The following is a 23,105-nucleotide window of genomic DNA, read 5'->3' as shown; positions in this document are numbered from 1 at the left end:
GCAGCGCTGTGGCTTTCTGACATGCTGGCTGTCGCCTGGGTGGCGGGATCCCTGGCACAGAGTGCCTTTTTCACGCCCGCATCTCCCGAACACGTGCTGGCCGGCTGCGCCTCTGCCCGCGAGCGCTGGCACAATCCTGACTCGCTTCGAGCGAGATGGCGGCAAGGCAGCGCGAATGGGCTTCCCGAAGAAGACCGCAAACGAGCGCGCAAGACACGCCGGCCTCCTTGGCGATGATGTTTTGAGGGATGTCGTCGAAATAATGCTCCTCGTAGAACTTCCGGGTTCTGGCGGGCATGGCTTCGACCGTGCAGCGGAAGGCCTTGTAGGCCTCCGCCTCGTGGAGATGTTCTTCAGGACTCCCATAGGCGGAGGCATTGCCGCCGACTTCCTCACCGACGAACAAACCGCGTTCATATTGAAGGCGCCGCATATGGTCGGTCGCAAGATTGCGCACCATGCGCATCACATAGGGCGTGGGTGCTTCTATGCCTTCCCGTAACGGCTTGGAGACCAGTTGGAGCAGAACCTCCTGCACGACATCCTCGGCCAAGGTCACGCAGCCGGTGACCCGGCGCGCGACGGAGAGAAGTTTCGGATAGGCATGGAGTGCCGCTTGAAGTTGCTCATTGGACGTCGACGGCGAATGGTTGGCAATCATGTTGGGCTCTCGCTGAAATCCAAAGTTGCATTCCGGTTTGCCCCTCTTTTTAGAAGGAGACCCTATAAAACATGATTAAATGAGTCAAGATAGCGAATTGGAAAAGTGTCACATCTTCTAATCCATAGCGTATCAATATGATTTCATTGCATATTATTAGAAGTCCTGCTAAATGAGTCTCAGGCCCCATGGTGGTGCCAAGTTGGTCGTGAGACTGGCTTCGATGTCATGATCGCCCATTCGAAAATACCGGATTCTGCGTCGCCGAACCGGCCGGAATGAATGAGTGTCGAAGCTTTCGACTCGCGATGTCCTATGCTGGAAGTTGCGCCGTCCGGCGTGATAGCCACGGCTTTCGGGTCGATGCGGAAGCCGAGACCAAGACATTTGAGCGCAGCCTCCTTGCGGACCCAGCAGGCCAGAACGACATCGCGGCGATATTGCGGCTCCGATTGACGAACTTGATTGAGCTCATCCTCGGAAAGGATCATCGGCATGATCTCAACCGTATCCTCTTCCGAAAACGCATCGAGCCGCTCGATATCGATGCCGATACCGCCGCCATGGTTGATTGCTAGCGCGACTCGATCCCTAGTATGAGAGATATTGAAGTCTATATCTGGATGGTCGGGCAGGTAGGGTCTGCCCGACGGCGTCATCGCAATCGACAAAGCCTGCGGGGCGCAACCGAGCCTGCTCCCGAGGATGTGACGGCACAGAAACCGCCCCGCCACAAAGAGCCGCCGCGCTTCGATCGAGCGAAACGCCGCTGCTCGATGCCGCTCCGGCTCGCTTAACAGCAGGTCAGGCACACGAAATCCGTTGCGCACACGCAGGCAATGAAGCTCGACCTGCGCCATCACATTTCTCGCTCGCAAAGCGCTCACTTTATTCCGCCGCCAGCCCCACGGACGAGGAATAATTCGAGGGTGAAGTTTGGGTCTCCCAGCGAATGATGGGATCGAGTTGACCGAGGTCGAAGTGCTCGTGACCGAGCAGCGAGTTGGCGATGACGGCGCTTCGCCAGGCAGTGAGGCTGAGCTGCGGTTCGGCAATGCCATGGCTGTGCCGGCCGGCATTCAGGACGAAGATGCGGTTCTCATCTGGGCCGTCCCATACCAGTGAGAAGTCGCTTCTCAGCGCCGGCTCGCCGACGGAATTTAGTTCGATGCGGTTTTCCAGCGAATGCAGGAAATCGGGAAGAACAAAACGATAGCCGGTAGCAAGAACGATCAAGTCGATGGTAAGCGTTTCCATGCTGTCGTCGAAACCGTTGCGCGTCGTCAGCGTGACCTCGGAACCGTCTTGAACGGCTGCGATGACGTTACGGAAGGGCCGGAGCGATATGCCCTGGTCCACCGCGCTCGGCGTTTCAAGCTTGCGCTCATAGAGACGACGGTAGAGCTTCTTCAAGGTCGAGGCGGAGACGCCGTCGCTGGCAAGGACCTGCCGACGGGTATGGGTAAGCCGCAACTCTTCGGGCAACCCGTGGAAGCGCTCCATGTAGCTCGGTGTGAAAAGTTCATTGGTAAAGGGCGTGGCATCAAGCGGCTCGAAATTCGGACGGCGGCTGATCCAATGGATGGTCGAGGTACTGTTCCGGTCCAGAAGTGCATCGACGATCTCCGCGCCGCTTTGCCCGCCACCGATGACGGCTATGCGCGGGGCTTTGACGTCTCCAAGCCGCTGCGCCGCCTCGCTGCTGTGGAAGGTCATCGATTTCGCGAGCTGTTCGCTCCATGCTGGGCGAGCCGGGACCTTTCCGATGCCGACGGAGAGATTACGGGCGCCGATCACGCCGTGATCGGTTGTCACGGAGAAAAAGCCGTCATTGGCATGGATCTCGCGTACCCGCGACCCGAAGCGAAGCGATGCCAGGCCGCTGGCAACCCAGCCAAGATAATCGGCGAACTCTTTGCGCGGCACTGCCTCGTATTCCGCATTAATGAATTGGTAAAAGCGTTTATGAGCAACGAGATAGGAGAGAAAGCTCCAGCGACTTGTCGGATTCGTCGCCGTCACCAGATCCTTGAGGATGGAGGTCTGCATCTCGGCGCCCGGCAGCATCATTCCAGGGTGCCAGGCGAAAGATGGGCGGCGTTCGAAGAAGCGGACGGAAAGCTGCGGTACGGAATCGAGCTGGGCGGCAAGGCTGAGGTTGAACGGACCGATTCCGGCCCCGGCGAGGTCGAGCACGTGCGATGTCATGATGCAGCTCCAGAATGATGTCGTAAGAGGGGGTTACTTGACGGTGCCCGCGGACAGTGAGTCCAGCGCAAATGCGTGATCGAGCCGCCGCGCAAAACGCTGATGGAAGGGCGTCTTGCCGATGATCGTCAGATGGTTGGTGCCGGTAACGATTTCCGATGCCGTGGCATTCGGCGAATATCGGCGCCAGTCGATGACGTTGAGCGAACGGGTCAGGGAATCCTCGGCCGCAAAGGAGTGGATGCGGAAATCGGATCTTTCCAGACGGTAGTTGCGGAAGATCATCCCATTGTCGATGAGGATCCAGAATGTGTGCTCTTCCGAGCCGATATCCGGACCGTCCGTCGGCAGTTTGACATTGTGTTTGACGATATGATGCAGGAATTGCTCGTAGACTTCCGCGTGCATGGCGGCGAGAAGCCGCTTCCAGTCCTCGCGCATTGGCGTGCGGGCGAGCCAGTTTTGGACGGCGGCATGGGTGCTGTCCCGGACGCCGTCGTCGAAGTGTGGTGTGACGCCGACCGTGAATTCCTCGTCCATATCGCAAACGTCGACCATGCCGATCATGCGCAAGTCGATGTCGTTGCCGATTTGCCGTGCGGCCTCATAGGCAAGCAATCCGCCCCAGGACCAGCCGAGGAAGGCGCAGGGTCGGCCCTTGGCTTGTCTGCGCACCGCCTCGGCATAGCGCGCGGTGATGTCCTCGACGCGGGTGCTGAGCGTCTTGGTTTCCGTTAGGGAATAGCAGATGAATCCCGTCGCCGGCTGCTCCGGCCCGAGATAATCGACGAGCCGCATATATTCGCGCGTGCTGACGAGGAGACCGGGGAAGCAATAGAGCACTGGCCGATCGCCGTTGCGGCGGAGATAGACGACGTCGACGCCGGCCTCGTCGCGATTGCCGTCGATGGCGAGCGCGAGATCCCGCACTGTGGGATGATTGAACATGTCGGCGATGGAGAGCGGCCATTCGGGATGACGCATCTTCAGGCGAGATACGATGCGCACCGCCGCCAACGACTGCCCGCCAATATCGAAAAAATTCTCGGTGACACCGATATCGCCGATATCGAGGATCTCTTTCCAGGTTTGGAGGATCGCTCTCTCCTTGTCATCAGCAGGAGGGGTCATCTCGCGCTCCATGCGCGGAGCCGGCAGCCCGGCGCGGTCAAGCTTGCTGTTCGGTCCCATCGGTAGCCTGTCGATCAGCATGATCGTCTGCGGCACCATGTAATCGGGCAGGGCGGTTATGGCGGCACGGCGCAACTCGGTGATACCAAGGCTTTCCCCCTCCTGCGGCACCACATAGGCGACCAGAGAGCTGCGACCACCTTCATTGCGCAGTAGGACAACCGCTTCGGCGACGCGCTGGTCCGATCGCAGCACGGCCTCGATCTCACCCGGCTCTATGCGGAAGCCGCGCAGCTTGATCTGATGATCGACGCGGCCGGCAAATTCGACGATGCCGTCATCCCTCCAGCGACCGAGGTCGCCGGACTTATACAGTCGGCCTCCCGGCGTGAAAGGATCCGGAATGAAGCGATCTGCCGTTAGCTCCGGCTGGCCAAGATAGCCCCGGGCGAGGCCGCTGCCGCCGATATGGATTTCGCCGATCACGCCCACCGGAACAGGCGCAAGGTCGGCGTCGAGGACATAGATGCGCCGGTCGCCCACGCCGCGGCCGATCGGTGCTACTGTCCCCTCAAAACGGGTTCCGGCCGGGATCTTCCAGATCATCGGCGTCATGATGGTCTCCGTCGGCCCGTAGCCGTTGATCAGCAGCTGCGCCTTCAGGTTTTCGGTGATCATGTCGAATACCGCCCGCGACAAGGCCTCGCCGCCGAAGGAATAGAGCCGCAGCCGCGGTATGTCGCCGTTCTCGCCCGCATATTCGGCGAGGCCGCGCACGTAGCTGGTGGGCAGGCTCGCATTGTTGACGCCATGGCGCTTCATCGTTGCGAAGGCGTCTTCGGGCGTTGCGAGCTTGTCCTGCGTCAGCACCACGCCGCCGCCGGCCATCAGCGGCACCATCCAGCGTTCATGGCCGCCATCTGAGGTGAATGGGAGAACGGGATATTCGCAGGACTGCTCGCTCATCTCATAGATGCGCAGCGTTGCCTTGCAATGATGGGCAAGCGGACCATGTTCGACCGCCACGCCCTTTGGAACGCCCGTCGAGCCAGAGGTATAGATCACATAGGCCAGCTGCTGCGAGGCGATGGCGATTGCGGGCGCTTGGCTGCTTTCCGTCGAAAGGTCGACCTTGTCGAGGTTGAGGAAGGGCGTTGCAATATCGCTCGGCAGGTTCGCGATGTGCTTTGTCTTGGAAATGACAAGCGAGAGATCGGGAGCCGTCAGGATATGGCGATTGCGCGCTTCCGGATGATCCGGCTCGACCGGGGTAAAGGCTCCGCCGGACTTCAGCACCGCCAGAATGGCAATGATCGCATCGATCGACTTTTCAAGCGCGATCGCGACGCGCTTTTCCGGGCCGATCCCAAGGGCGATCAGACGATGTGCGAGCTCATTGGCGGCGGCTTCCAGTTCGCCATGCGTGACCGATTTCTCGCCCTGCGCCACTGCAAAGGCGTTGGGCCGTCGTGTCGCCTGCGCGGAGATGACCTTGTGGATGGGCGTGCCGTCATCGGGCTCCGGCGCATCGGGATAAGGTGCGGAAAGCCTGTCGAGTTCCCCCGCCGAAACGAATGGAACATGTTTGATCTGCTCACTTGGATTGCTGCTGAGTCTTGCGAGCACGACAGCGAAATCATTGGCCAGGCGGCCAATCTGTCCAGGTTCATATTTTTGCGGGTCGAAGCCGAAGCTCAGACGAAGCTTGTCGCCGAACGCCGGGAAAACGGTAATGACCAGCTCGGCATCGCGGCGAGCCTGCGGCTCTATGGGGGTGTGGACGCCGTGTATGTTGGAGGCAGCTTCCAGAAGGCGCAGGGGCGGGCGTACATCGAGCAGCGTCTTGACGAGACCAGTCGTGTCGAAAGACTCGTCGCGTCGGAGAAGAGCATCGGCAAGTGCTTCGAAGCGCAGGGCATGTCGTCCGGCGACTTCGACTTCCTCAACGATGGCTTGCCGGACATCATCCAATGTCATGGCGCCGTCGAGCTCGGTCGTCAGGACCAACACATCCTCGCTGCGTGCTGCAATCGTTTGTGTCTCCGGTCGCGTCACCAACCCGATCCTCTGCGTGCCATGGCCCGAATGGCGGCGCAGGACGATCGCAAGAGCGGCGAGAAGGTCGCGTGAAACGTCCCGGGTCGATGACATGGAGATCAATCGATCAGGCATGAAAACTTCAAGTACATGCTCCTGCCAGCCTTCGTCGACAATGCTCCTACCCGTCGATGTCTGCGGCAGCAGGGATGCGATACTGTCCTGTGCGATCAGCCGATTGAACCAGAAGTCGACTAACTCGGGCGCCTCGCCCCGCGGTGCGCCGTTGCCGGCCATCCACACGGCGGCATCGGCCAGCGCTGTCTCGGTGGGGGTTGCTGGTCCGCCGTCATCGAGATTGCGGAGGAAGTCTGTTGCCAGCAGGTCGAGCGTTGCCGCGTCGGCAAGGATGGCATGCGCGGAAAATATCGCGCCGATCGCCTGTCTGCTCTGCGTGAACAGGGTGAAGCGGGCGGGATTGCCGTTCGTCAGATCGACCGCGCGAGCCCGTTCTGCGGCCGCGGCTGCGGCCAATGCATCATCAAGACTGTCGCTGGTTGCCAGCTCCGTCTCAATGATCTCGACCGCTGCATCGCTCTTCAGGATTTGTTGGACCGCACCGCCGGCTCGCGCCTCGAATTGCGATGTGATGAGCGGGTGTTGTCGTGAAAGGGCCGCAAGAGCCGCGCGCGCGACAGCGGTGGAGATCGAAGGAAAGGTAACGGCAAGTATTTGTCGCCCATAGACGATCTCATTGCCGGTCTCCGACAAGAGCCAGATTCGCGATTGGGTAGGCGATAGCGAGCATTTGCCGATGTAGTTGGAGTGATTTGCTGCCTTGGCGTTCCAATCATGAACAGTCATTGCTTTGCAAATCTCCCTATAATTCGTCAGGAAATCGCCAGTTGCTGTAAATACAATAATGTATACCTATCAATATCCGCTGGTGATATTGAGTTAAACTGGTCGAATATTTCCATTTTTAGCTATCGATCTATCCGTATTCATCGGATATTTTGTCGATTTGTTTGCATGACGAACGAAGATATCGGAAATTCAGCCGAAAATTGAAAAAGAATTCCCAGCAATATTTTGAATTTCGCAGGAGGCCATTCGTCACTGCGGAATTAGCGCCGAGTACGATCCTCTGGTCCCGATATGGCGCGACTTTCAAGATTGGGAGAAAAAGATGGATGTTTCCTTGGCGTTGAAGAGCGCGGCGATGGTGGCGGGATTGTCTGATCTGCGTTTGCCGGTCTCGGGCTTTGCGAGCCATGCTCTCGTCTTTGGGCGACCGCTTATCGTATCTTCAGGACAGGCAGCAGACAGCTTTCGTGTCTCCTATCACGGGGCTGAAGTAGCCTCAGGTTATTTCTCAGGATCAACCAATAAGCTGTTGGTTTTCGATGGTATATCGATTTCTGTCTCTCCAGCTTCGGACGAGGATATCGTCAACGCCGTGTCGGAAGCTGTTCTGGCATGCAATCCACAACTGGCCTCCTTCGAGGTCGAGCTTGCTGAAGACGATCTGGCAAGGCGCCTTTTGGAAGCAGGTGCCATCGAGCGGCGTGAAGACCGCCTGATCGTGCGCCCCGAGTCCCTTTTCCAGCAGTCGAAGCCCTGGCTTGGAAGCACGCGCCCCGCCTATCCCGAGGTGCCGGTCCTGACCAACGGCATCCATCATCCGCAGAGGCCGCCGAAACCCGTTGGCCGTGTTTATAGCCGCTTCATTCCCTGGCTGAATACGCAGCTCGGCTTCCATGTCGCCGATCTTGATTCCGATCTCGAGCACTTTCATCGCTGGATGAACGACCCGCATGTGGCGGCCATATGGGAGGATAGCGGCGATCTTTGCTATCACCGCGACTTCATTGCGAGTCGTCTGACCGACCCGCGTACACTCCCGCTGATCGGAACATTCGATGGTGTGCCCTTTGGCTATTTCGAGCTCTATTGGGCGAAGGAAGACCGGATCGGGCCGCATTACGAAGCCGATGGCTTCGATCGCGGCTGGCATGTGGCGATCGGCGAGGACGGTTTCCGCGGCAAGGCCTTTGTCAGCGCCTGGCTGCCGTCGTTGATGCATTACATGTTCCTGGCGGATGCGCGTACGCGCCGGATCGTCGGTGAGCCTATTCATCATCACGCCCAGCAGATCCGCAATCTCGACCGTTCCGGCTTTGCCAAGGTCAAGCATATCCAGTTTCCGCACAAGAAGGCGCTTCTGGTCATGCTGCTGCGCGAGCGCTTCTTCATGGACCGGCTGCTGTCGCCCGATCTGACGGGCCTTTCCGATGAAAATGACCAGCCTGTCCTCGGCTCGCTGCCGCGATCCGGCGCGTGACGAAAGCAGCCGTCGCTAGGAACGATCCGCGCATTGCAGACGGTTTTGTTGCCACCCTCGGCTGTTTCGCGGCGCGGCGAAACGGATCCGTTGATGCACCGTGCCAGCTCGCTCGCCAATCGACCATTCACCCCTGAACAATGAGGTATGCCATGAACGAGACACCGAGATTCGATGCCTACCGCGCTGCCATCCCCGATGCGCTAATGCCGCATCGTGATGACCCTTTCGATGCGGCAGTACCGCCTATCTATCAAACATCGCTATTTTTGTTCGATAGCTACAGGGAGCTGGAGGATGTTTTTGCCGGCCGATCGAAGAAGCCGATCTATTCGCGCGGCGACAATCCGACCGTTCGCATTCTGGAGCGCAAGATCGCCGAGATGGAAGGTGCAGAAGCGGCGCGCGCCTTTTCGAGCGGCATGGGTGCAATTGCGGCAGCTGTCCTGGCTTTCGTGGGACCGGGCGACCGCATCGTCACCGTCAGGCACGTCTATAGCGACGCCTTCCGTTTCTTCGAAAAAGTGCTGAAGCGTTTTGGCGTTGCCGTCGACTACGTGGACGGTACCAATACGGAGGCGATGATAGCGGCACTTCCCGGCGCCAAGCTCGCCTATCTCGAAAACCCCACCTCCATGGTGTTCGAGGTGCAAGATCTGAGCGTCATCGCGGACACTGCGCGCCGTCACGGCGTCGTGACGGTGGTCGACAATTCCTGGGCGACACCGCTCTTTCAGAGCCCGCTTGCCCTCGGCATCGATATCGTCATCCATGCCGCCTCGAAATATCTTGGTGGGCAGAGCGATACGGTGGCGGGTCTCGTCGCCGGTTCGAAGGTGCATATCGATCGCATCAATAGTGAAATCTATCCCTATACCGGTGCCAAGCTCGCGCCTTTCGAGGCATGGCTCGTCCTTCGCAATCTGGAGACCCTGCCGTTCCGCATGCGCCATCATCATGAGGCCGGTCTTGAGGTTGCCTCCTGGCTGCAGAGACATGAGGATGTGGGTGGCGTCATGCATCCCGCATTCGGCGATCATCCCGGAAAGCGCAGCTTCAGCGGCTTTGGCGGTCTGTTTTCCTTCGAGGTTTCCGATCGCATCGAGGTGGCCGGTTTTGTCGACGCGTTGCGCCTCATCCGCATCGGCGTCAGCTGGGGCGGCCCCGAAAGCCTCGTGGTCCCGGCGAAGGCAGCGCTCAGCATTTCACCGGAGACCAATGTCTTTGCGCGCTTCGGCGTCAGCGACCGTACGATCCGCCTGAATGTCGGTCTGCATGCGGCAAGTGACATCATTGCCGATCTGGAACAGGCGCTTACGGCGGCAAAACGCTAGGCGGATTTTGGCCGTTACAGCGCGTGGGCGGGACGGTGCTGCCGCTACGCCCATGTGATTATTCGTTATCGATTTGCGTCTGCCGAGGTTGATCAAAACAAGACGACCGTTCCTGTCGCTATGCGTTCCATCGCAGAGAGCCCAGGCTCAAATCCGACCGGAAGTCCTTTCTGCGGGTTTCCGCGCAAACCGCCTTCAGCAAAGAGAAAACCCCTCTGCCTGATTGCTAGCGAGGCGAGCGCCGGGCCGCACCATATTGCAATTGCTACAGGGGTAGTTTGGGAGCATGCTGATGAATGAGTCCGATAGACTCGCGCACATGGGGAGAGGGGAAATGACAATACAAAATCCATCGCCTTCATTGCACAATGAAGATCTAGCACCCGCGGAGGAGAGGAAGTGGGGCGCGTTCAGTATTTTCAATGTGTGGACATCCGACGTTCATAGCCTGTGGGGCTATTATCTCGCCGCCAGTCTGTTCCTGCTATGCGGCAGCTTCATCAACTTCGTGATCGCGATCGGTATCGGCTCGCTGGTCATATTCGTTCTCATGAGTTTGGTCGGCAATGCCGGCGTGAAAACGGGTGTGCCATTCCCCGTTCTTGCCCGCGCCTCGTTCGGCACCTTCGGCGCGAATGTTCCCGCGCTGGTACGCGCCGTCGTCGCCTGCTTCTGGTACGGCGCACAGACCGCGGCGGCTTCAGGCGCGATTGTCGCCTTGCTCATCCGCAATGAGAGCATTCTCGCCTTCCATCAGAACAGCCATATGCTCGGCCATTCGACGCTTGAGGTTATTTGCTACATCGTTGTCTGGGCGCTGCAGCTCCTGATCATCCAGCGCGGTATGGAGACGGTGCGCAAGTTTCAGGATCTGGCCGGTCCTGCCGTGTGGATCATGATGCTGGTGCTTGCCATCTATCTGGTGGTCAAGGCGGGCAGTTTCTCCTTCGGCAGCGAAATCCCGCGCGAAGTGCTGTTGGAAAAGACCAAGGATGCGGGTGTCCCCGGTGAGCCAGGAACCTTTCCGGCGCTCGCAGCCGTGGCTGCGACGTGGATTACATATTTCGCAGCGCTCTACCTGAATTTCTGCGATTTCTCGCGTTACGCCAAGGACACCAAGACCTTGCGAAAAGGCAATCTCTGGGGATTGCCGATCAACCTGCTGGCCTTCTGCCTCGTCGCGGGCGTGACGACAACGGCTGCCTTCACCGTCTATGGCGAGGTACTCCTGCATCCGGAGGCGATTTCGGCGAAATTCGACAGCTGGTTTCTGGCGCTTCTGGCTGCATTGACCTTCGCGGTCGCAACACTTGGTATCAACGTTGTCGCAAATTTCGTCTCGCCGGCATTCGATTTCTCGAATGTCTTTCCCCGGCAGATTAGCTTCAAGCGCGGTGGCTACATTGCGGCTCTGATTGCGCTGGTGCTCTACCCCTTTGCACCATGGGAGACGAGTGCTGCGCATTTCGTCAACTTCATCGGCTCGAGCATGGGGCCGATCTTCGGGATCATGATGGTCGATTACTATCTGATCCGGAAGGGCGAGCTGAATGTCGCGGTGCTCTACCAGGAAAATGGCGAGTTTCGGTTCCAGAACGGCTGGCATAGAAGTGCTTTCATCGCGCTCATCATCGGAGCGCTGTTTTCCTCGATCCTGCCGACATTCACCTCGATCCTGCCGAGTTGGTGGGCGACCTATGGCTGGTTCTTCGGCGTCGGCATCGGCGGGGCGGTTTACTATGTGCTCCGCGCCAGCGCTCGGGGCTCGGCCGTCGGCGCCGCGACATGAACGACGAGGCTTCCTGCCCCTGAAGTCTCAGTGACTTCAGGTGTGGAGCAATGTGTCGGGGAGACAGGCATCGCTCTTCTCCCCGATCTCCGGCATAGGCATTTTGCCTTCGAAAGCTAACACCATATCGGCGACGACGATGGTGATTGCAGGGCTTTTCATAGAGCGAGCCCTCCGACGCAATCCCGCGGGAAAGCAGAAGGCAGGGGCCTTGCCTGTTTCTGTCACTTCTGCCTTTCTTTGCGGGATGCCATCCGGAGAAAGACGATGAGTGAACCCGACCCCGACCTAGAGGAGAAGATCGACTCGACCTTCCGCAATGGCTCGTTGACGGCCGCCGGGATCATTCTCGGCTTCTCGCTAAACTTCATCGGCCGCTGGCTATCCAACCCAAACGATTGGAGCCGCATCGACATTATCCCGATGATATTGCTGACGGTCGGCATCTCCATTCAGGTCAAGGTGATGGCTGATCTGCTTGCGCGCGACTCGCTGATCGCAGCAAAATACGACCGTTCGCGGCGGCTGTTTCTGATCGGCCTGGTCTTTGTTGCCGTAGGGGTCGGAGTTGCTTTGCTGAACGATATTTTAGGCTTGGGCACGATGCAGATGTTGGGCTGATTTGCCGGGGTAAGCAGTTCGCTCGACTGGCAAGACCCGGCACTTGGCCAAAATCCCGCGCATGAAGCGATGCTTGCGAGGCACCCTGGCGAAGAGCCTGGGGCTAGGCGAGTTTTCGATGGAAAAGATACGGCCATAGCCGATTATCTCAGCTATGGCCGTGCCGTGCCGTCAAAATGCGATCAACGGAAAAAATGCAGATAAGGTGTTAGCGGCAGACGCGCTCCTTGCGGACGACCCAGTGGCCGTGAACCTTGTGCTTTACCGTCTTCACGACGCAGTTGTTGCGGTGATGGTGGTGGCGATGGAACGGAGACGCCTGAGACGGCGTGCTGACGGCGACGATCGAAGCCAGAGCGATGGCGGAAGCGAGAAACAGGTTTTTCATGTTGAGCCTCGTAAGCATTGGGGGTGACGCTGCGTGTTTGCGCATGACTTTGATGCCCGAATCCGGCTTAATCGAAAATGAATAGCACCCTAACAATTTTGTAATGTGGAGGCGCTTTGGGGCGTCGCTAGCCTCGGTCCTGATATATCCAGGGCCGTTTTGATGGAGAGCCGGGCATGCTCAGGTCGGTCATGGCTTTGGTGAGGTTTCGCGCTGCGTCCCATCTATCCGATCCATCGTTGCTACCCATCCAATGTGGTGATCCGAGACGCGTTTTCAGCCAAGAGATGGCAGGCGCTTCTGGCGCTTTGTTCTATTCGTGCGGATCAGGGCGGTCGTTCGTGGGGATGTCGTTTTCCATGCGTCTACTCATGACATCGAAGGCGATGATGCCGTGCTTGGTTACGTGGTAGAGTGTTCATCACGTTTATTGCCAGCCTTCGCGTCATGCCAGCACGTATGTAGATACCTAGCATATAGACGGAGCATTCGTTCGTTCGCCATCTGCCGTTCAGCAGATTGATTAGACAAGGCTAGTTCAGCGCCCGCATTCTTCGAGCAGCCACCGTCGAAAAGCGGCGAGCGGAGGATGGGTTTCGCGATCCTTCGGCCATGCGAGATAGTAGGATTCCGAGCTTTTCATGGGGAGGTCGATTGCGGCGACGAGGCGACCCGTGGCGAGTTCCTCTTCGATCAGGAATTCCGGCAGCAGGGCGACACCCAGGCCAACCATTGCGGCCTGTGTGGCCGTGGCAAACTGATCGAAGAGCATGCCGTGGACGGCATCGGAGGGAACACCGTTGAGTTCCATCCATCTTTCCCAGGCGTCGGGGCGGGTGGTGAGGTGGAGCAGGGGTGCCTTGCGGATATCGGCGGCTTCGCCGAAGCGATACTCGTCGCGCATCTGCGGACTGCAAGCCGGAATAACCGTCTCGTCTCGCAGCAGGGCCAATTCGCCGCCCGGCCAGTGGGCTGCTCCGAAGTGGATCGCTGCGTCGACCGGTTCCAGTCGGAAGTCGAATATGCTGAACCGGGTCACAAGATTGACGGTAATTCCCGGGTTGGTCGAAAGGAAACGCGGCAGCCGCGGCGCGAGCCAGCGTGTTCCGAAGGTCGGCAGAATGGCTAGCGTCAGCATTCCGCCATGCGGGTTTGCCCTCAGATTGAGCGATGCCGTGCTTATCTTGCGCAACGCATCGCGGATTTCGCGAACATAGGCGTCGCCGCCGACAGTGAGGCGGATGGTCTGGCGCTCCCGATGGAACAACTCGACGCCGAGTTGCTCCTCGAGAGCCTTGATCTGCCGGCTGACGGCGCTCTGCGTAAGATCCAGCTCCTTGGCCGCTGCGGTCACGCTTCCGGTCCTTGCTGCAGCCTCGAATGCCGCGAGGAGTGACAGCGAGGGAAGAAAGCGGCGCGGCACTTGCATGGGCTATGGCTCCTTCAAAAAGACGTTGCCGGACCGGCTCCGCCCTTGTCAGAACCGTTCCGTGGCAAGATGCGCAATCTGCGCCCCGGCTTCGTAGTAGGATTCCTGTAACACTCTGATGCGTGAGGTTTCCAGCGTCGACGACGGAAGCGGCATGTTCTCCAGGCCGATATCGCCGGAAACAAAAGCTGCCAGCGTCTTTCCAAAGGTTGTTCCCGGTGCGATGCCGCGACCGTTGAAGCCCGAGAAGCCAACGATGTTCTCGTCGAATTCGTGAAAGCGGGGCACTGCGTCCGAAGTCATGCCGATCTTGCCAAACCATGCTGCCTCGAACTCGATATTGGCAAGCTGCGGGAAAATGCGCGACATCGCGCGTTTGGCCCATGCGGTGTGGACGGCATGGCCGCCATTGCGCAGCGCGCCGACACTTCCGAAAACCAGCCGACCCTTTCGGTCCATGCGGAACGACGTCAGGATTTCCTTGGTATCCCAGCATCCTTCCAGACCCGGCAGGATCGATGCCCGAAGATTGGCAGGCAATGGCGGAGTTGCGAGGTTGAAATAGGGCAAGTGGACTTGCTCTCGCCGGACGGACGCCCATGGGCCGACCGAATAGGCGTCGGTTGCAACAATGACCCATTTTCCGCTCAAGGAGCCGCGTTTGGATGAGATCTTCCAGCTCGCGCCTCTCCGTTCGGTCCGAAGAGCGGGGCTGCTGGTGAAGATGCGCACGTGGTTTTGGATGGCAGCCTTTGCCAGGCCTCTCACATAGGCAAGTGGCTGGATGGTGCCTGCCCTTGGGTCGAACAATGAGGCTGCATAGGCCGGGGAGCCGACGCGCTGCTGCGTCTCCTTGACGTCGAGCAGCTCCAAAGGAGCACCGCGTGCCGTCCATTGGCGATGGCGTTCGCGAAGTTCGCTGACGCCTGCATCGCCGACCGCCAGATGAAGAGTCCCGTTCCTTTCCAGTTCACAGTCGATCTCATATTTGTCGACGACGTCCCGAACGAGGAGGGGCGCATCGCCGAGAAGCCGCAATGCGCGCTCTCCATGTTGCGCACCCAAGACCTTCGGAATGTCGTCAGGCATGACCCACATGCCGCCATTGACCAGACCGACATTTCGCCCTGCAGCTCCGAAGCCGACTTCGGTCGCCTCCATCACCGCCACATCGACGCCGCGCTCAGCAAGATGGAGTGCGGTGGACAGACCACAAAAGCCTGCGCCGACAACCACGACGTCGGCGGTCAAGTCGCCGGCAAGTTGACCTGTTTCGGGGGCGGCGGGCGCCGTAAGTTCCCAAAGGCCGTGGGAGCGCGGATCGTTCAACATTAGTTTCATTCCCCAATGACAATACCGCCGACGTTAGCGCCTGGATTTGTGCACCCATATCGATGGTTTCGTCAGACATCTTGACGTTTAGGAATGACCGGGGGCGATCCCCTTCTGGGTTCCATGCCGAAAATTCAAGCAGTGTTTCTAAGAAAACGCGAAAGGATCTTACCGATCTCGTGCGGGTGAGACTGGCAAATTCGACAGATCGAGCCAAGCGATCGTCGGCGCCGTTCCAACGCCAAACCCTTTCTTATACCTAAGATATATGGACATCTGCTTCTGCCGGGGACGTCCACGACATCAACGCCTCATTGGGGATGCAGAAGTAGGTGACATTTTGCGCGCCTGACCAGCGAGTAAGCGCCGCTGCCGTCTTGTCTCAGACCATGCCGGAATGAGTTTCCTAAATCGACTACTGCTTTACGCCCTACTTAACTCAGTCATTCCAGGACGACCGATTTCTCCTCGGGCTGGATATTGCCCTCGAGTCCTCGTGCCGTGCGCGTCAAGCGCACCTCCGCCGCAAACCGTTCGCCCGGCGCTGTCCCTCATCGACCGGGTCGAACGTCACAAACGAAGCATTTCGCCGTCATGCCCAATTTTCGTGATCATTGCTGGTGCAAGGAAGCGATCCATTTCTGCCTGTCTTCAGAGGAAATGTTCCCTCCACAGACGATCAGCCCAATGGTCGCGTCCGGTGGAAGCTGCGGCGCAATCTTCTGGGCAGCGGCGACAAGGGCGCCCGAAGCGAGCTCGACCCATTGCTTGCCATCCTCTCCAAATGAAACCATCCCTTCGACGGCGTCCCGATCGGAGACCACAACCATTTCTTCGACATAGGCTTGCGCGTGGCGAAGCATCAGCTCGCTCACCATCGGAACTCCGAGAGTAGAGATAATGGAACTGACTTCGATCTCCGCCGGCTTTCCAAGCCGCAGGGCTTGATCCATTGAATTCGCTCCGGCGGTCTCCACGCCCCAGATGCGAATATGCGGCCTTTGTTTTTTCAAAGCGGTAGCAACCCCTGCCAGCATCGCACCGCCACCGACGGCAACGAACACATCGGTCAGTTGCGGGCAGTCTTCGATAAATTCCAGCGCGAGGGTGCCGTGCCCTTCTGCGATCGTGGTGTCGGCGCAGTCGTCGAGCACGACATATCCCTGCCTTGCCAAGTCTTCCGCCTGTGCAAACGCTTCGTTCACATTGTTCGTCACGATGACCGAGACGCCTAGCGAGCGAATTTTCGCAATCGACGAGGCAGGCGCCGACTGGGGCATGACGATCGTAACATCGGCGCCGAGCTTGCTGGAGGCCTCTGCGACCGCGATCCCGAAATTACCGCCGCTGACCGCGACAAAGCGCTTCAAAGATAACTCTGCCTGGAGGCTTGCGAACTTGTTCAGGACTCCGCGCGCCTTGAATGAGCCGCCGATCTGGGTGTTCTCCAGTTTCAGATAGATCGGCCGCTGGATTTTGGCAGACAGGCCGGGGCTCAGAATGGTGGCGGTTCGAATGATCTCTCTGCCTAGCCGGGTTGCGGCGGCATGTATGGAAGTCAGTTCAATCAGATAATTCATTTCGACCAATGATCAGTGAAGGTGGAACGAGTGGAGTATCATAATCTTTTGACTTCACGCCGGCGTGTCGGCCGTCGAGAAGTCGGGTATCATTATCGGCAAGCGGCCGGCTGGTTTTAAGCATCGTAAGATGGTCGACGGGATCGGCGCGGAATACACAAGCGCGCATGCTCTCCAGGATTGTGCTGCGAAAATTAGGGTTCGTCTGAGTCCATAGCTTCGATGCGCTCGGACACATCGCGCATCAACTCCAGCGCGTCAAGCAGCCGCTCTCGTGAAAGGCCCTCGCTTGTCTCATCGGCCCATCGGTGCTGCCGAGGAGCGATGCGTGCGATTGCAGATTGTCCCCGTTCGGTGATCTCGATCAATTTCGCGCGTTTGTGAGCCGGATTGTCGCGGTACTCCAACGTGCCGTCGGCGACGAGAACATCGGCCAGTCGCTGCACGCTTTGACGGGCCAAGCCCATTTTCCGAGCAATGTCCGCGACCGTGCCTGGTCCCTCGATCACGGCGCCGATGACCTGCCATCGGGCCGCTGTCAGCCCCACCGGGACAGCGATACGTTCAGCCGCTTTCAGGAAATTTCCGTTAAGGCGGAAGACAGCCAGAACCAGTTCCGTAAGCGCGTCGCCTTCAGGTGTTCGCATTTCGTCCTCTCAAGCTTCCGACCGCTTCGCCAATTTCCTGAGGCTGTCGGCGACCAGCTCGGGTCGTTCGATCTGGAGCCAATGGCCCGTGCCGTGGGCTACCACATGGGGAATGCGAGGGCGGAGCGCATAGAGCGCGCTCGGACCATCGGTTGCATCGGCACCCACGATGAATAACGGCCCCCGATAGGCATCAAGTGCCTCTCCAGCATGCCATTCGGCCACCGCCTTGCCAACGCCCGCTCGCGATTCCGGCGTCGTTGCATCTGCATCAGCAAGAACTCGCACTCGAACTGCTTCGTCGGCACCGGTAATGGTTGAATAGTATTGTTTGAGGAACGCAAGGCTGTCCGGGCCGCTTAGGCCCGCGACTATTGCCGCCATTACCTCTTGAGGGACGCCACTTGGGTCCGTTACGGGATCGATGAGAAGTAGCCCTCGCACGCGCTCCGGATGAGAGCCGGCAAAAGCCAGTGCTGCCGCACCGCCGCCACTGTGCGCGACGATGAGGAAGCGATCCCATCCAAGCGTGTCGGCCACGGCAAGCGCATCCTCGGCGCGCGCCGGGAAACTATAATCCCGGTTTGCAGCCGCTGCCGAATGGCCATGCCCCCGAAAATCGAGTGCGCATGTTTCGAATTCAGGGGAAATCAGATCGATGACTTCGCGCCATTGATCGGAGCGGCCGCAATCCGCATGGAGAAAAAGGACGCGGGGGCCTGCGCCAGATCGGTAAACTGCAAGTTCTCCCTGCGGACCTGCGATCTTTTCTCTCGATATCAAAGCGTTAGCATGCATGGCGGCCTCCTTAAAAAGTGTGGCATCACAATGCTTAATTGACAGTATGCTGTCAATATCGAAAATGAAGCGTGAGTGTTTTGCATCCCTCGAAGTACATCACTCCCGTCGTGTCCTCATTTCGAGCGATGAAGGTGTCGCAAGGTAGGGGGCGACGTTGAAATGGTGTGGTGGAGGCCTTCCCGGGGGAGGCCTATCGGCTCTCTGTCCGAAATTTGCGGGGAAACACGATAATCGAGAGGACTGAGTGGTTGCGCCATCCAAAGGCGTGCGCAAATGCGCGTCTAGCGTTCTTTGGTTGACGGTCGCTGACTGGTCTTGCCGAAGCGCTTGGTGCCGTGGGTGATTGCGATGGGCACCTCGACCTCACGGCCAAGGACACCCGACAAGACCCTTTGCGCATTGGCGGCACAGTCGATGTCTCCCGGTTTCGCTTTGATATCGCCGATGAGCGCAACGAGCTGCGTCTTGGTTTGGGCGAGCTTCACTTCGAGCGCCTCGATATCAGTTATCTTACGCTGAAGCGCCTCCAGAAGAGCCTCGTGATTCCGCTGCTTGAGATCTGGTGGCAGAAGCAGCCGGATTTCATCAAGGCTGAAACCCGCCCTCTGCGCCGTCGTGATCAACTCAAGCATCAAGGCCGCTTCCGGCGGATAACTCCGGTAGCCATTCGGTCTGCGTTCGACAACCTTCAGCAGGCCGGCACTTTCGTAGAAGCGGATCCGCGACGCAGTAAGACCGGTACGTTTCGCCAGTTCTCCGATATTCATGCAAATCCTCGTGAAATTTGGCATTGACCTTAAAGTTAACTCAAAGGTTATGCTGTGCGCAAATGGTTTTAGGAGCACACTCATGTCCCTGTTTTCACCGTTGGCGCTGCCCAATGGCGCCATTGTCCCAAACCGTATCGCGAAGGCTGCCATGGAGGAGAACATGGCCGACAACGACCATGCGCCGTCCACAGAACTGCTGAGCCTTTATCGGGCATGGGCGAAAGGAGGCGCCGGATTGATCATTACCGGAAACGTTATGGTCGATGCTCGGGCGATGACCGGGCCTGGTGGTGTCGTGCTTGAAGACGATCGGTATCTCGAGCGCTTCAATGCCTGGGCCGCGGTAGGACGCTCCCATGGCGCGCAGATGTGGATGCAGATCAATCATCCGGGACGACAGATGCCGGCGGCGCTCGGACAGGAGACCTTGGCACCCTCGGCGATCTCCCTGGATATCGGCGCCCTGTCGAGGCAGTTTCCGATGCCGCGCGCCATGACGGTTGCCGATATAGCTGACGTGGAAGATCGTTTCGTCCGGACGGCTCTTTTGGCGGAGCGGGCCGGCTTTACCGGGGTCGAGATACATGCCGCGCATGGATATCTCGTCAGCCAATTTCTCTCGCCACTGTCCAATCGTCGCACGGATCGATGGGGCGGGAGCCTGGAGAACCGAGCGCGGTTGCTGCTCGATATTGTCAGCGCGGTGCGGGCCGCGGTTGCGCCGGGATTTGTCGTGGCGGTTAAGCTCAACTCCGCCGATTTCCAGCGCGGAGGCTTTTCGCCAGATGATGCACGGTCCGTTGTCGCGATGCTTGGCGCTCTTGGTGTCGACATGGTCGAGCTTTCCGGCGGCAGCTATGAAGCGCCGGCAATGATGGGGTCGGCACGAGACGAGCGGACGCTTGCCAGGGAGGCTTATTTCCTCGAATTTGCGCGCGATATCCTGAGCGTTGCCGCCATGCCGCTGATGGTGACAGGTGGCATAAGGCGACGTGAGGTGGCCGAGCATGTCGTTGACAGCGGCATTGCAATGGCGGGCATTGCTACGGGGCTTGCAATCGAGCCCGATCTGCCTCGCAATTGGCAGCGTGGCCTGCAAGGGGTTCCGCAACTCAGGCCGATCACCTGGAAGAACAAGCCTCTTGCCGCCTCGGCACATATGGCCGCCGTCAAATATCAACTCGTGCGTCTCAGCCGACAGCGCCGTACAGCCCCCGGCGTTTTCCCGGGTTGGGCGCTTGTTCTGTCGCAAGCGAAGGCGAAATGCCGCACAAGGCAGTACCGCCGATGGATGGATGCGCGGAGAGCTCTGTCTGGAGCGTAGAAGCAGACGGCCAGCGGCTATGGTCCCGTCAGATCCACTCTCTTATCGCGGCAGGATGCATTGCCTTGCGATACGGAGCAGGTCGTGGCTTGCGTCAAAGGCCGAGCGTGTTGAGCCAGCTGTCAAAGGTGGGCGTCTCCGTCATCGATCTTAGATGTTCCGTCTTGCACTCTCCTGAGTGTCTGCGGACCTCACTGGGGCTGTAACCGAATTCGTGGGTGAAAGCCCTGCTGAAATTGGCTGCTGATTCGAAACCGAGGTCTTTGGCGATATCCGCAATCTTGTGGCCGTTGCTCATGTCGGCAAGTGCGGCGCGCGCCGCCAGGAGCCGTCTCCTGCGTATATAGTTCAAGACGCCGCCCGATGCTTGGAACAGCTCGTAGAGCTTGGTTCTAGAGATTGCCAGTTCGCGGCTTACCGCCTCGGGAGTGAGGTCCGACGATCCAATGCTGCTCTGGATGAAGCGGCGAGCCTTGGCCATCAGGCCGATTTCGGAACTGCGATCGCCGTTCATGTGGCCATTCACCAGCGGCGCCACGCTATGGAAGATCATTTCTTCAAGCTGTTGGCGCACGCCATGCAAATCATCTTTCGTCAACCGGCTGAGATTGGCCTCAAGAAATGAAACGTAGTTGGAGACGAGCTTGACGCGCGCACCGCCGAGCACAATGTTGTTGCTGGTGCCGGGCAAGCCGCCATGGTCGGCAAAAAGATCGCAGGGCATTATGAGCGTGACCGATTTCGCGCCTAGGGTTCGACCATAGAAGGGGCAGCCAAGCGCGCGGATTTCCATCATGCCGGGTTCGTTTTCGACGACATACCCGTTGACGCTGGTCCACGTCTTGCCGGTACGCAGGAATGTGACTTGCCAATGATCTATGGCGCTGAAGCGCACTTTACCGGCTGAGCGTTCATAGCGGAAAGGAGCTGCTTCCTGCTGTATGAGCAGGACCCCCTCAAGATTCCAGATGGTTTGCTTTGCTGTAAAGCCATCACCGGACCGGGCCGTCTCGGGCAGACGCGCATCCACCAGCGGCGCTATATGCTCTCTCCAGGCCGAAAATTGATGAGCCGGCGCTGCATGGGAGGTGCAAAACGACAGTGAGGCCAGCTCCTCTCTGTCTGCGATCGTTTCATAGAATGGGGCTTGCACCGTTCTCGGCCATCGGCGTCTTTCGACAAAGTTTGATTGTTCGGAAGCAGACTCGATTTTAGTCCGCGTCATCGCGTTGGCCTTTCGACGGGGCATTCAGGGTCGATGGTTGGCGGGATGCTCGTGCGACGCAAATGCCGGACAAAATCTCTCCCGGTGCGGGTTCCCTCAGCTCCGGCAAAGAGGTTCGAAAGCCTACCTTGAACGGATAATGTCGGTCTCTAATATCGCGCATATACGCGAAAAGTCGCAAAACAGCCCGATTTTGCGTCCATCCGACCGCCCGGAGACTGGTGGATAGGCGTAAAGGAAGCCACTGTATCGTATCTTGAAAAGCGAATTGTTGTTTGAGGGGTGGGTTAGCGAATAGGCCAAAGAAGTCTGTGGATGCCTGGCCGAGGGCTCTAGGCAATTCTATAATATCGCGACAAACTAACTGCTCTGCAGACAACATTGTTGCAGATCCCCGCCAGTATTCTGGAGGGGAAATTATGCCGCTTTCGTTAATATTTTCAAGATATTTATAGAAGGCGCTTAAACATTTTCTTCCAGACTCCGCAACACAAAGTCATAAAGGAGACTAGTCTTATGGGTTTTACCCAAAAATCCCGGAAAATTTGCCTTAAAAATCACCGAATTGGATTTGTTGCATCTGCAATATTTGCAGTTGTGGCTTCAATATCTTCTCCCATGAGTGCAAATTCTGCTGAAGCCACTCATGCAAAGAACAAGACTGTTCAGCTGTATATGAAGAAGTATGAGAAGAACAATGTTGTCTTCTATAGTGGAAATTCGATTTCCAAGACGACTACGGTTTCTTCGGAGGATTACTTCAAGGGCTCTCCTTACATTTGCACGCCAAGCGGTTTCGGACAGACCTCGCATTGCCGCAACCGCAGCCTGTTCTGAGATGAGCAGGGTTATGTCGCGCATTATTCCTGAAAAAGAATAGGGGCATTGCATGGATGGCGGCTCGACTGAACAGGTGAGACGCAGGCCGCACCGCTATCGGATGCAATAGCCCCTATCAGACATTAGACTTCAATTGGGCAGATGTTTGCGGACATAATCGCCCAACCGCAGTTTCAGAACCTCGTCATCATGTTTTGTTGGGTTATGACGGAACACGTACCATTTCCCGCCTGATGCTCGTTTCTGATAGATGATCCCGGCTTTCTCGCGATGCAGGAAGCAGGAAACATTGGGTGCAGCGCTTGTCTTGCTATACCAGACAGCACTCATGCAGAGCCTTCCACGATCTGTCGCATACCAGGTACCTTTTGCGTAAGATCTTCGGGAGCCGGTGTGTGACCAAGCCGTAAAACGGCTATGGTGACGAGAGAAATAACCAGCACCTTCCTTCCATATCCAGGAGCGCCCCGAGTAGAGCTTTCTAAGCTCCGCGGCGCTCATCGGAGCGGCCTTAATAGCCGCTCGCGTCGTCATTCTGTCGACCTGTCGCTGCGTTGCGGCATCTGCGATGCCGGCGGAAACCAGCATCGACAGCAACACATTGATGATGGTGAAGCGGACTGAAGACATTTGCTTCTCCTCAA

At 58.2% G+C, this 23,105-nt stretch carries 20 protein-coding genes; 6 read left to right on the top strand and 14 right to left on the bottom strand.

Features of this window, described 5'->3' with window-relative positions; translation table 11 throughout:
• Positions 1-70 precede the first annotated feature (70 nt).
• The 4 genes from GGD46_RS31470 to GGD46_RS31455 all read right to left on the bottom strand — a co-directional run bounded on the left by GGD46_RS31470 (position 71) and on the right by GGD46_RS31455 (position 6,901).
• Positions 71-661: a sigma-70 family RNA polymerase sigma factor gene (locus GGD46_RS31470; RefSeq protein ID WP_184711122.1), complete on the bottom strand. Its 591-nt coding sequence runs from the start codon at positions 659-661 to the stop codon at positions 71-73.
• 179 nt (positions 662-840) lie between these two features.
• Positions 841-1,521 carry a 4'-phosphopantetheinyl transferase family protein gene (locus GGD46_RS31465; RefSeq protein WP_184711120.1) on the bottom strand — a complete coding sequence of 227 codons (681 nt, stop codon included), beginning with the start codon at positions 1,519-1,521 and terminating at the stop codon, positions 841-843.
• 28 nt (positions 1,522-1,549) lie between these two features.
• Positions 1,550-2,869, bottom strand: coding sequence for a lysine N(6)-hydroxylase/L-ornithine N(5)-oxygenase family protein (locus GGD46_RS31460; protein ID WP_184711118.1), 1,320 nt, complete (start codon positions 2,867-2,869; stop codon positions 1,550-1,552).
• Positions 2,870-2,902: 33 nt separating this feature from the next.
• Complete coding sequence (locus GGD46_RS31455) at positions 2,903-6,901, bottom strand: non-ribosomal peptide synthetase (protein WP_184711116.1); 3,999 nt, start codon at positions 6,899-6,901, stop codon at positions 2,903-2,905.
• 325 nt (positions 6,902-7,226) lie between these two features.
• Between GGD46_RS31455 and GGD46_RS31450 the strand changes: the two genes are divergently transcribed.
• The 3 genes from GGD46_RS31450 (at position 7,227) to GGD46_RS31440 (ending at position 11,504) form a co-directional block, all read left to right on the top strand.
• A complete protein-coding gene (locus tag GGD46_RS31450) occupies positions 7,227-8,381 on the top strand; it encodes a GNAT family N-acetyltransferase (protein ID WP_184711114.1) in 1,155 nt (384 codons plus the stop codon).
• Positions 8,382-8,533: 152 nt separating this feature from the next.
• The gene (locus tag GGD46_RS31445; RefSeq protein ID WP_184711112.1) at positions 8,534-9,715 is read left to right on the top strand and encodes a PLP-dependent transferase; all 1,182 of its coding nucleotides are present in this window, start codon (positions 8,534-8,536) and stop codon (positions 9,713-9,715) included.
• 334 nt (positions 9,716-10,049) lie between these two features.
• A complete protein-coding gene (locus tag GGD46_RS31440; RefSeq protein WP_184711109.1) occupies positions 10,050-11,504 on the top strand; it encodes an NCS1 family nucleobase:cation symporter-1 in 1,455 nt (484 codons plus the stop codon).
• A gap of 36 nt (positions 11,505-11,540) precedes the next feature.
• Here GGD46_RS31440 and GGD46_RS34355 read toward each other — a convergent pair whose 3' ends face one another.
• The gene (locus tag GGD46_RS34355; RefSeq protein WP_281414776.1) at positions 11,541-11,666 is read right to left on the bottom strand and encodes a hypothetical protein; all 126 of its coding nucleotides are present in this window, start codon (positions 11,664-11,666) and stop codon (positions 11,541-11,543) included.
• Between the two features lie 105 nt (positions 11,667-11,771).
• On the opposite strand from GGD46_RS34355, the gene GGD46_RS31435 reads away from it, so the two are divergent.
• Positions 11,772-12,125 carry a hypothetical protein gene (locus GGD46_RS31435; protein ID WP_184711107.1) on the top strand — a complete coding sequence of 118 codons (354 nt, stop codon included), beginning with the start codon at positions 11,772-11,774 and terminating at the stop codon, positions 12,123-12,125.
• Between the two features lie 208 nt (positions 12,126-12,333).
• Here GGD46_RS31435 and GGD46_RS31430 read toward each other — a convergent pair whose 3' ends face one another.
• The 7 genes from GGD46_RS31430 to GGD46_RS31400 all read right to left on the bottom strand — a co-directional run bounded on the left by GGD46_RS31430 (position 12,334) and on the right by GGD46_RS31400 (position 19,069).
• Entirely contained in the window at positions 12,334-12,513 is a 180-nt protein-coding gene (locus tag GGD46_RS31430) for a hypothetical protein (protein WP_184711105.1), read from the bottom strand.
• Between the two features lie 538 nt (positions 12,514-13,051).
• Positions 13,052-13,942 carry a LysR family transcriptional regulator gene (locus tag GGD46_RS31425; protein WP_184711103.1) on the bottom strand — a complete coding sequence of 297 codons (891 nt, stop codon included), beginning with the start codon at positions 13,940-13,942 and terminating at the stop codon, positions 13,052-13,054.
• Positions 13,943-13,990: 48 nt separating this feature from the next.
• Positions 13,991-15,274 carry an FAD-binding oxidoreductase gene (locus tag GGD46_RS31420; RefSeq protein WP_184711101.1) on the bottom strand — a complete coding sequence of 428 codons (1,284 nt, stop codon included), beginning with the start codon at positions 15,272-15,274 and terminating at the stop codon, positions 13,991-13,993.
• 611 nt (positions 15,275-15,885) lie between these two features.
• Positions 15,886-16,854 (bottom strand): threonine/serine dehydratase, encoded by a 969-nt coding sequence (locus GGD46_RS31415; RefSeq protein ID WP_184711157.1) that lies wholly within the window; start codon positions 16,852-16,854, stop codon positions 15,886-15,888.
• A gap of 194 nt (positions 16,855-17,048) precedes the next feature.
• Positions 17,049-17,501 carry a MarR family winged helix-turn-helix transcriptional regulator gene (locus GGD46_RS31410; protein ID WP_184711099.1) on the bottom strand — a complete coding sequence of 151 codons (453 nt, stop codon included), beginning with the start codon at positions 17,499-17,501 and terminating at the stop codon, positions 17,049-17,051.
• A gap of 9 nt (positions 17,502-17,510) precedes the next feature.
• Positions 17,511-18,299: an alpha/beta fold hydrolase gene (locus tag GGD46_RS31405; RefSeq protein WP_184711096.1), complete on the bottom strand. Its 789-nt coding sequence runs from the start codon at positions 18,297-18,299 to the stop codon at positions 17,511-17,513.
• A 284-nt stretch (positions 18,300-18,583) separates the two neighbouring features.
• Positions 18,584-19,069: a MerR family transcriptional regulator gene (locus tag GGD46_RS31400; RefSeq protein ID WP_184711094.1), complete on the bottom strand. Its 486-nt coding sequence runs from the start codon at positions 19,067-19,069 to the stop codon at positions 18,584-18,586.
• 82 nt (positions 19,070-19,151) lie between these two features.
• Here GGD46_RS31400 and GGD46_RS31395 point away from each other — a divergent pair, with 82 nt between their 5' ends.
• The gene (locus GGD46_RS31395; protein WP_184711092.1) at positions 19,152-20,396 is read left to right on the top strand and encodes an NADH:flavin oxidoreductase/NADH oxidase family protein; all 1,245 of its coding nucleotides are present in this window, start codon (positions 19,152-19,154) and stop codon (positions 20,394-20,396) included.
• Positions 20,397-20,490: 94 nt separating this feature from the next.
• On the opposite strand, the gene GGD46_RS31390 is transcribed toward GGD46_RS31395, so the two are convergent.
• On the bottom strand, positions 20,491-21,621 hold the full coding sequence (locus tag GGD46_RS31390; RefSeq protein WP_184711155.1) for a helix-turn-helix domain-containing protein: 1,131 nt from the start codon (positions 21,619-21,621) through the stop codon (positions 20,491-20,493).
• Positions 21,622-22,137: 516 nt separating this feature from the next.
• On the opposite strand from GGD46_RS31390, the gene GGD46_RS31385 reads away from it, so the two are divergent.
• The gene (locus tag GGD46_RS31385; protein ID WP_184711090.1) at positions 22,138-22,458 is read left to right on the top strand and encodes a hypothetical protein; all 321 of its coding nucleotides are present in this window, start codon (positions 22,138-22,140) and stop codon (positions 22,456-22,458) included.
• Between the two features lie 132 nt (positions 22,459-22,590).
• On the opposite strand, the gene GGD46_RS31380 is transcribed toward GGD46_RS31385, so the two are convergent.
• Entirely contained in the window at positions 22,591-23,091 is a 501-nt protein-coding gene (locus tag GGD46_RS31380; protein ID WP_184711089.1) for a DUF995 domain-containing protein, read from the bottom strand.
• Between the last annotated feature and the right edge of the window lie 14 nt (positions 23,092-23,105).

Source organism: Martinezella lusitana (assembly GCF_014207095.1).
GTDB classification, from domain to species: domain Bacteria; phylum Pseudomonadota; class Alphaproteobacteria; order Rhizobiales; family Rhizobiaceae; genus Rhizobium; species Rhizobium lusitanum_B.
This window is presented reverse-complemented; position numbering and strand designations above follow the sequence as displayed.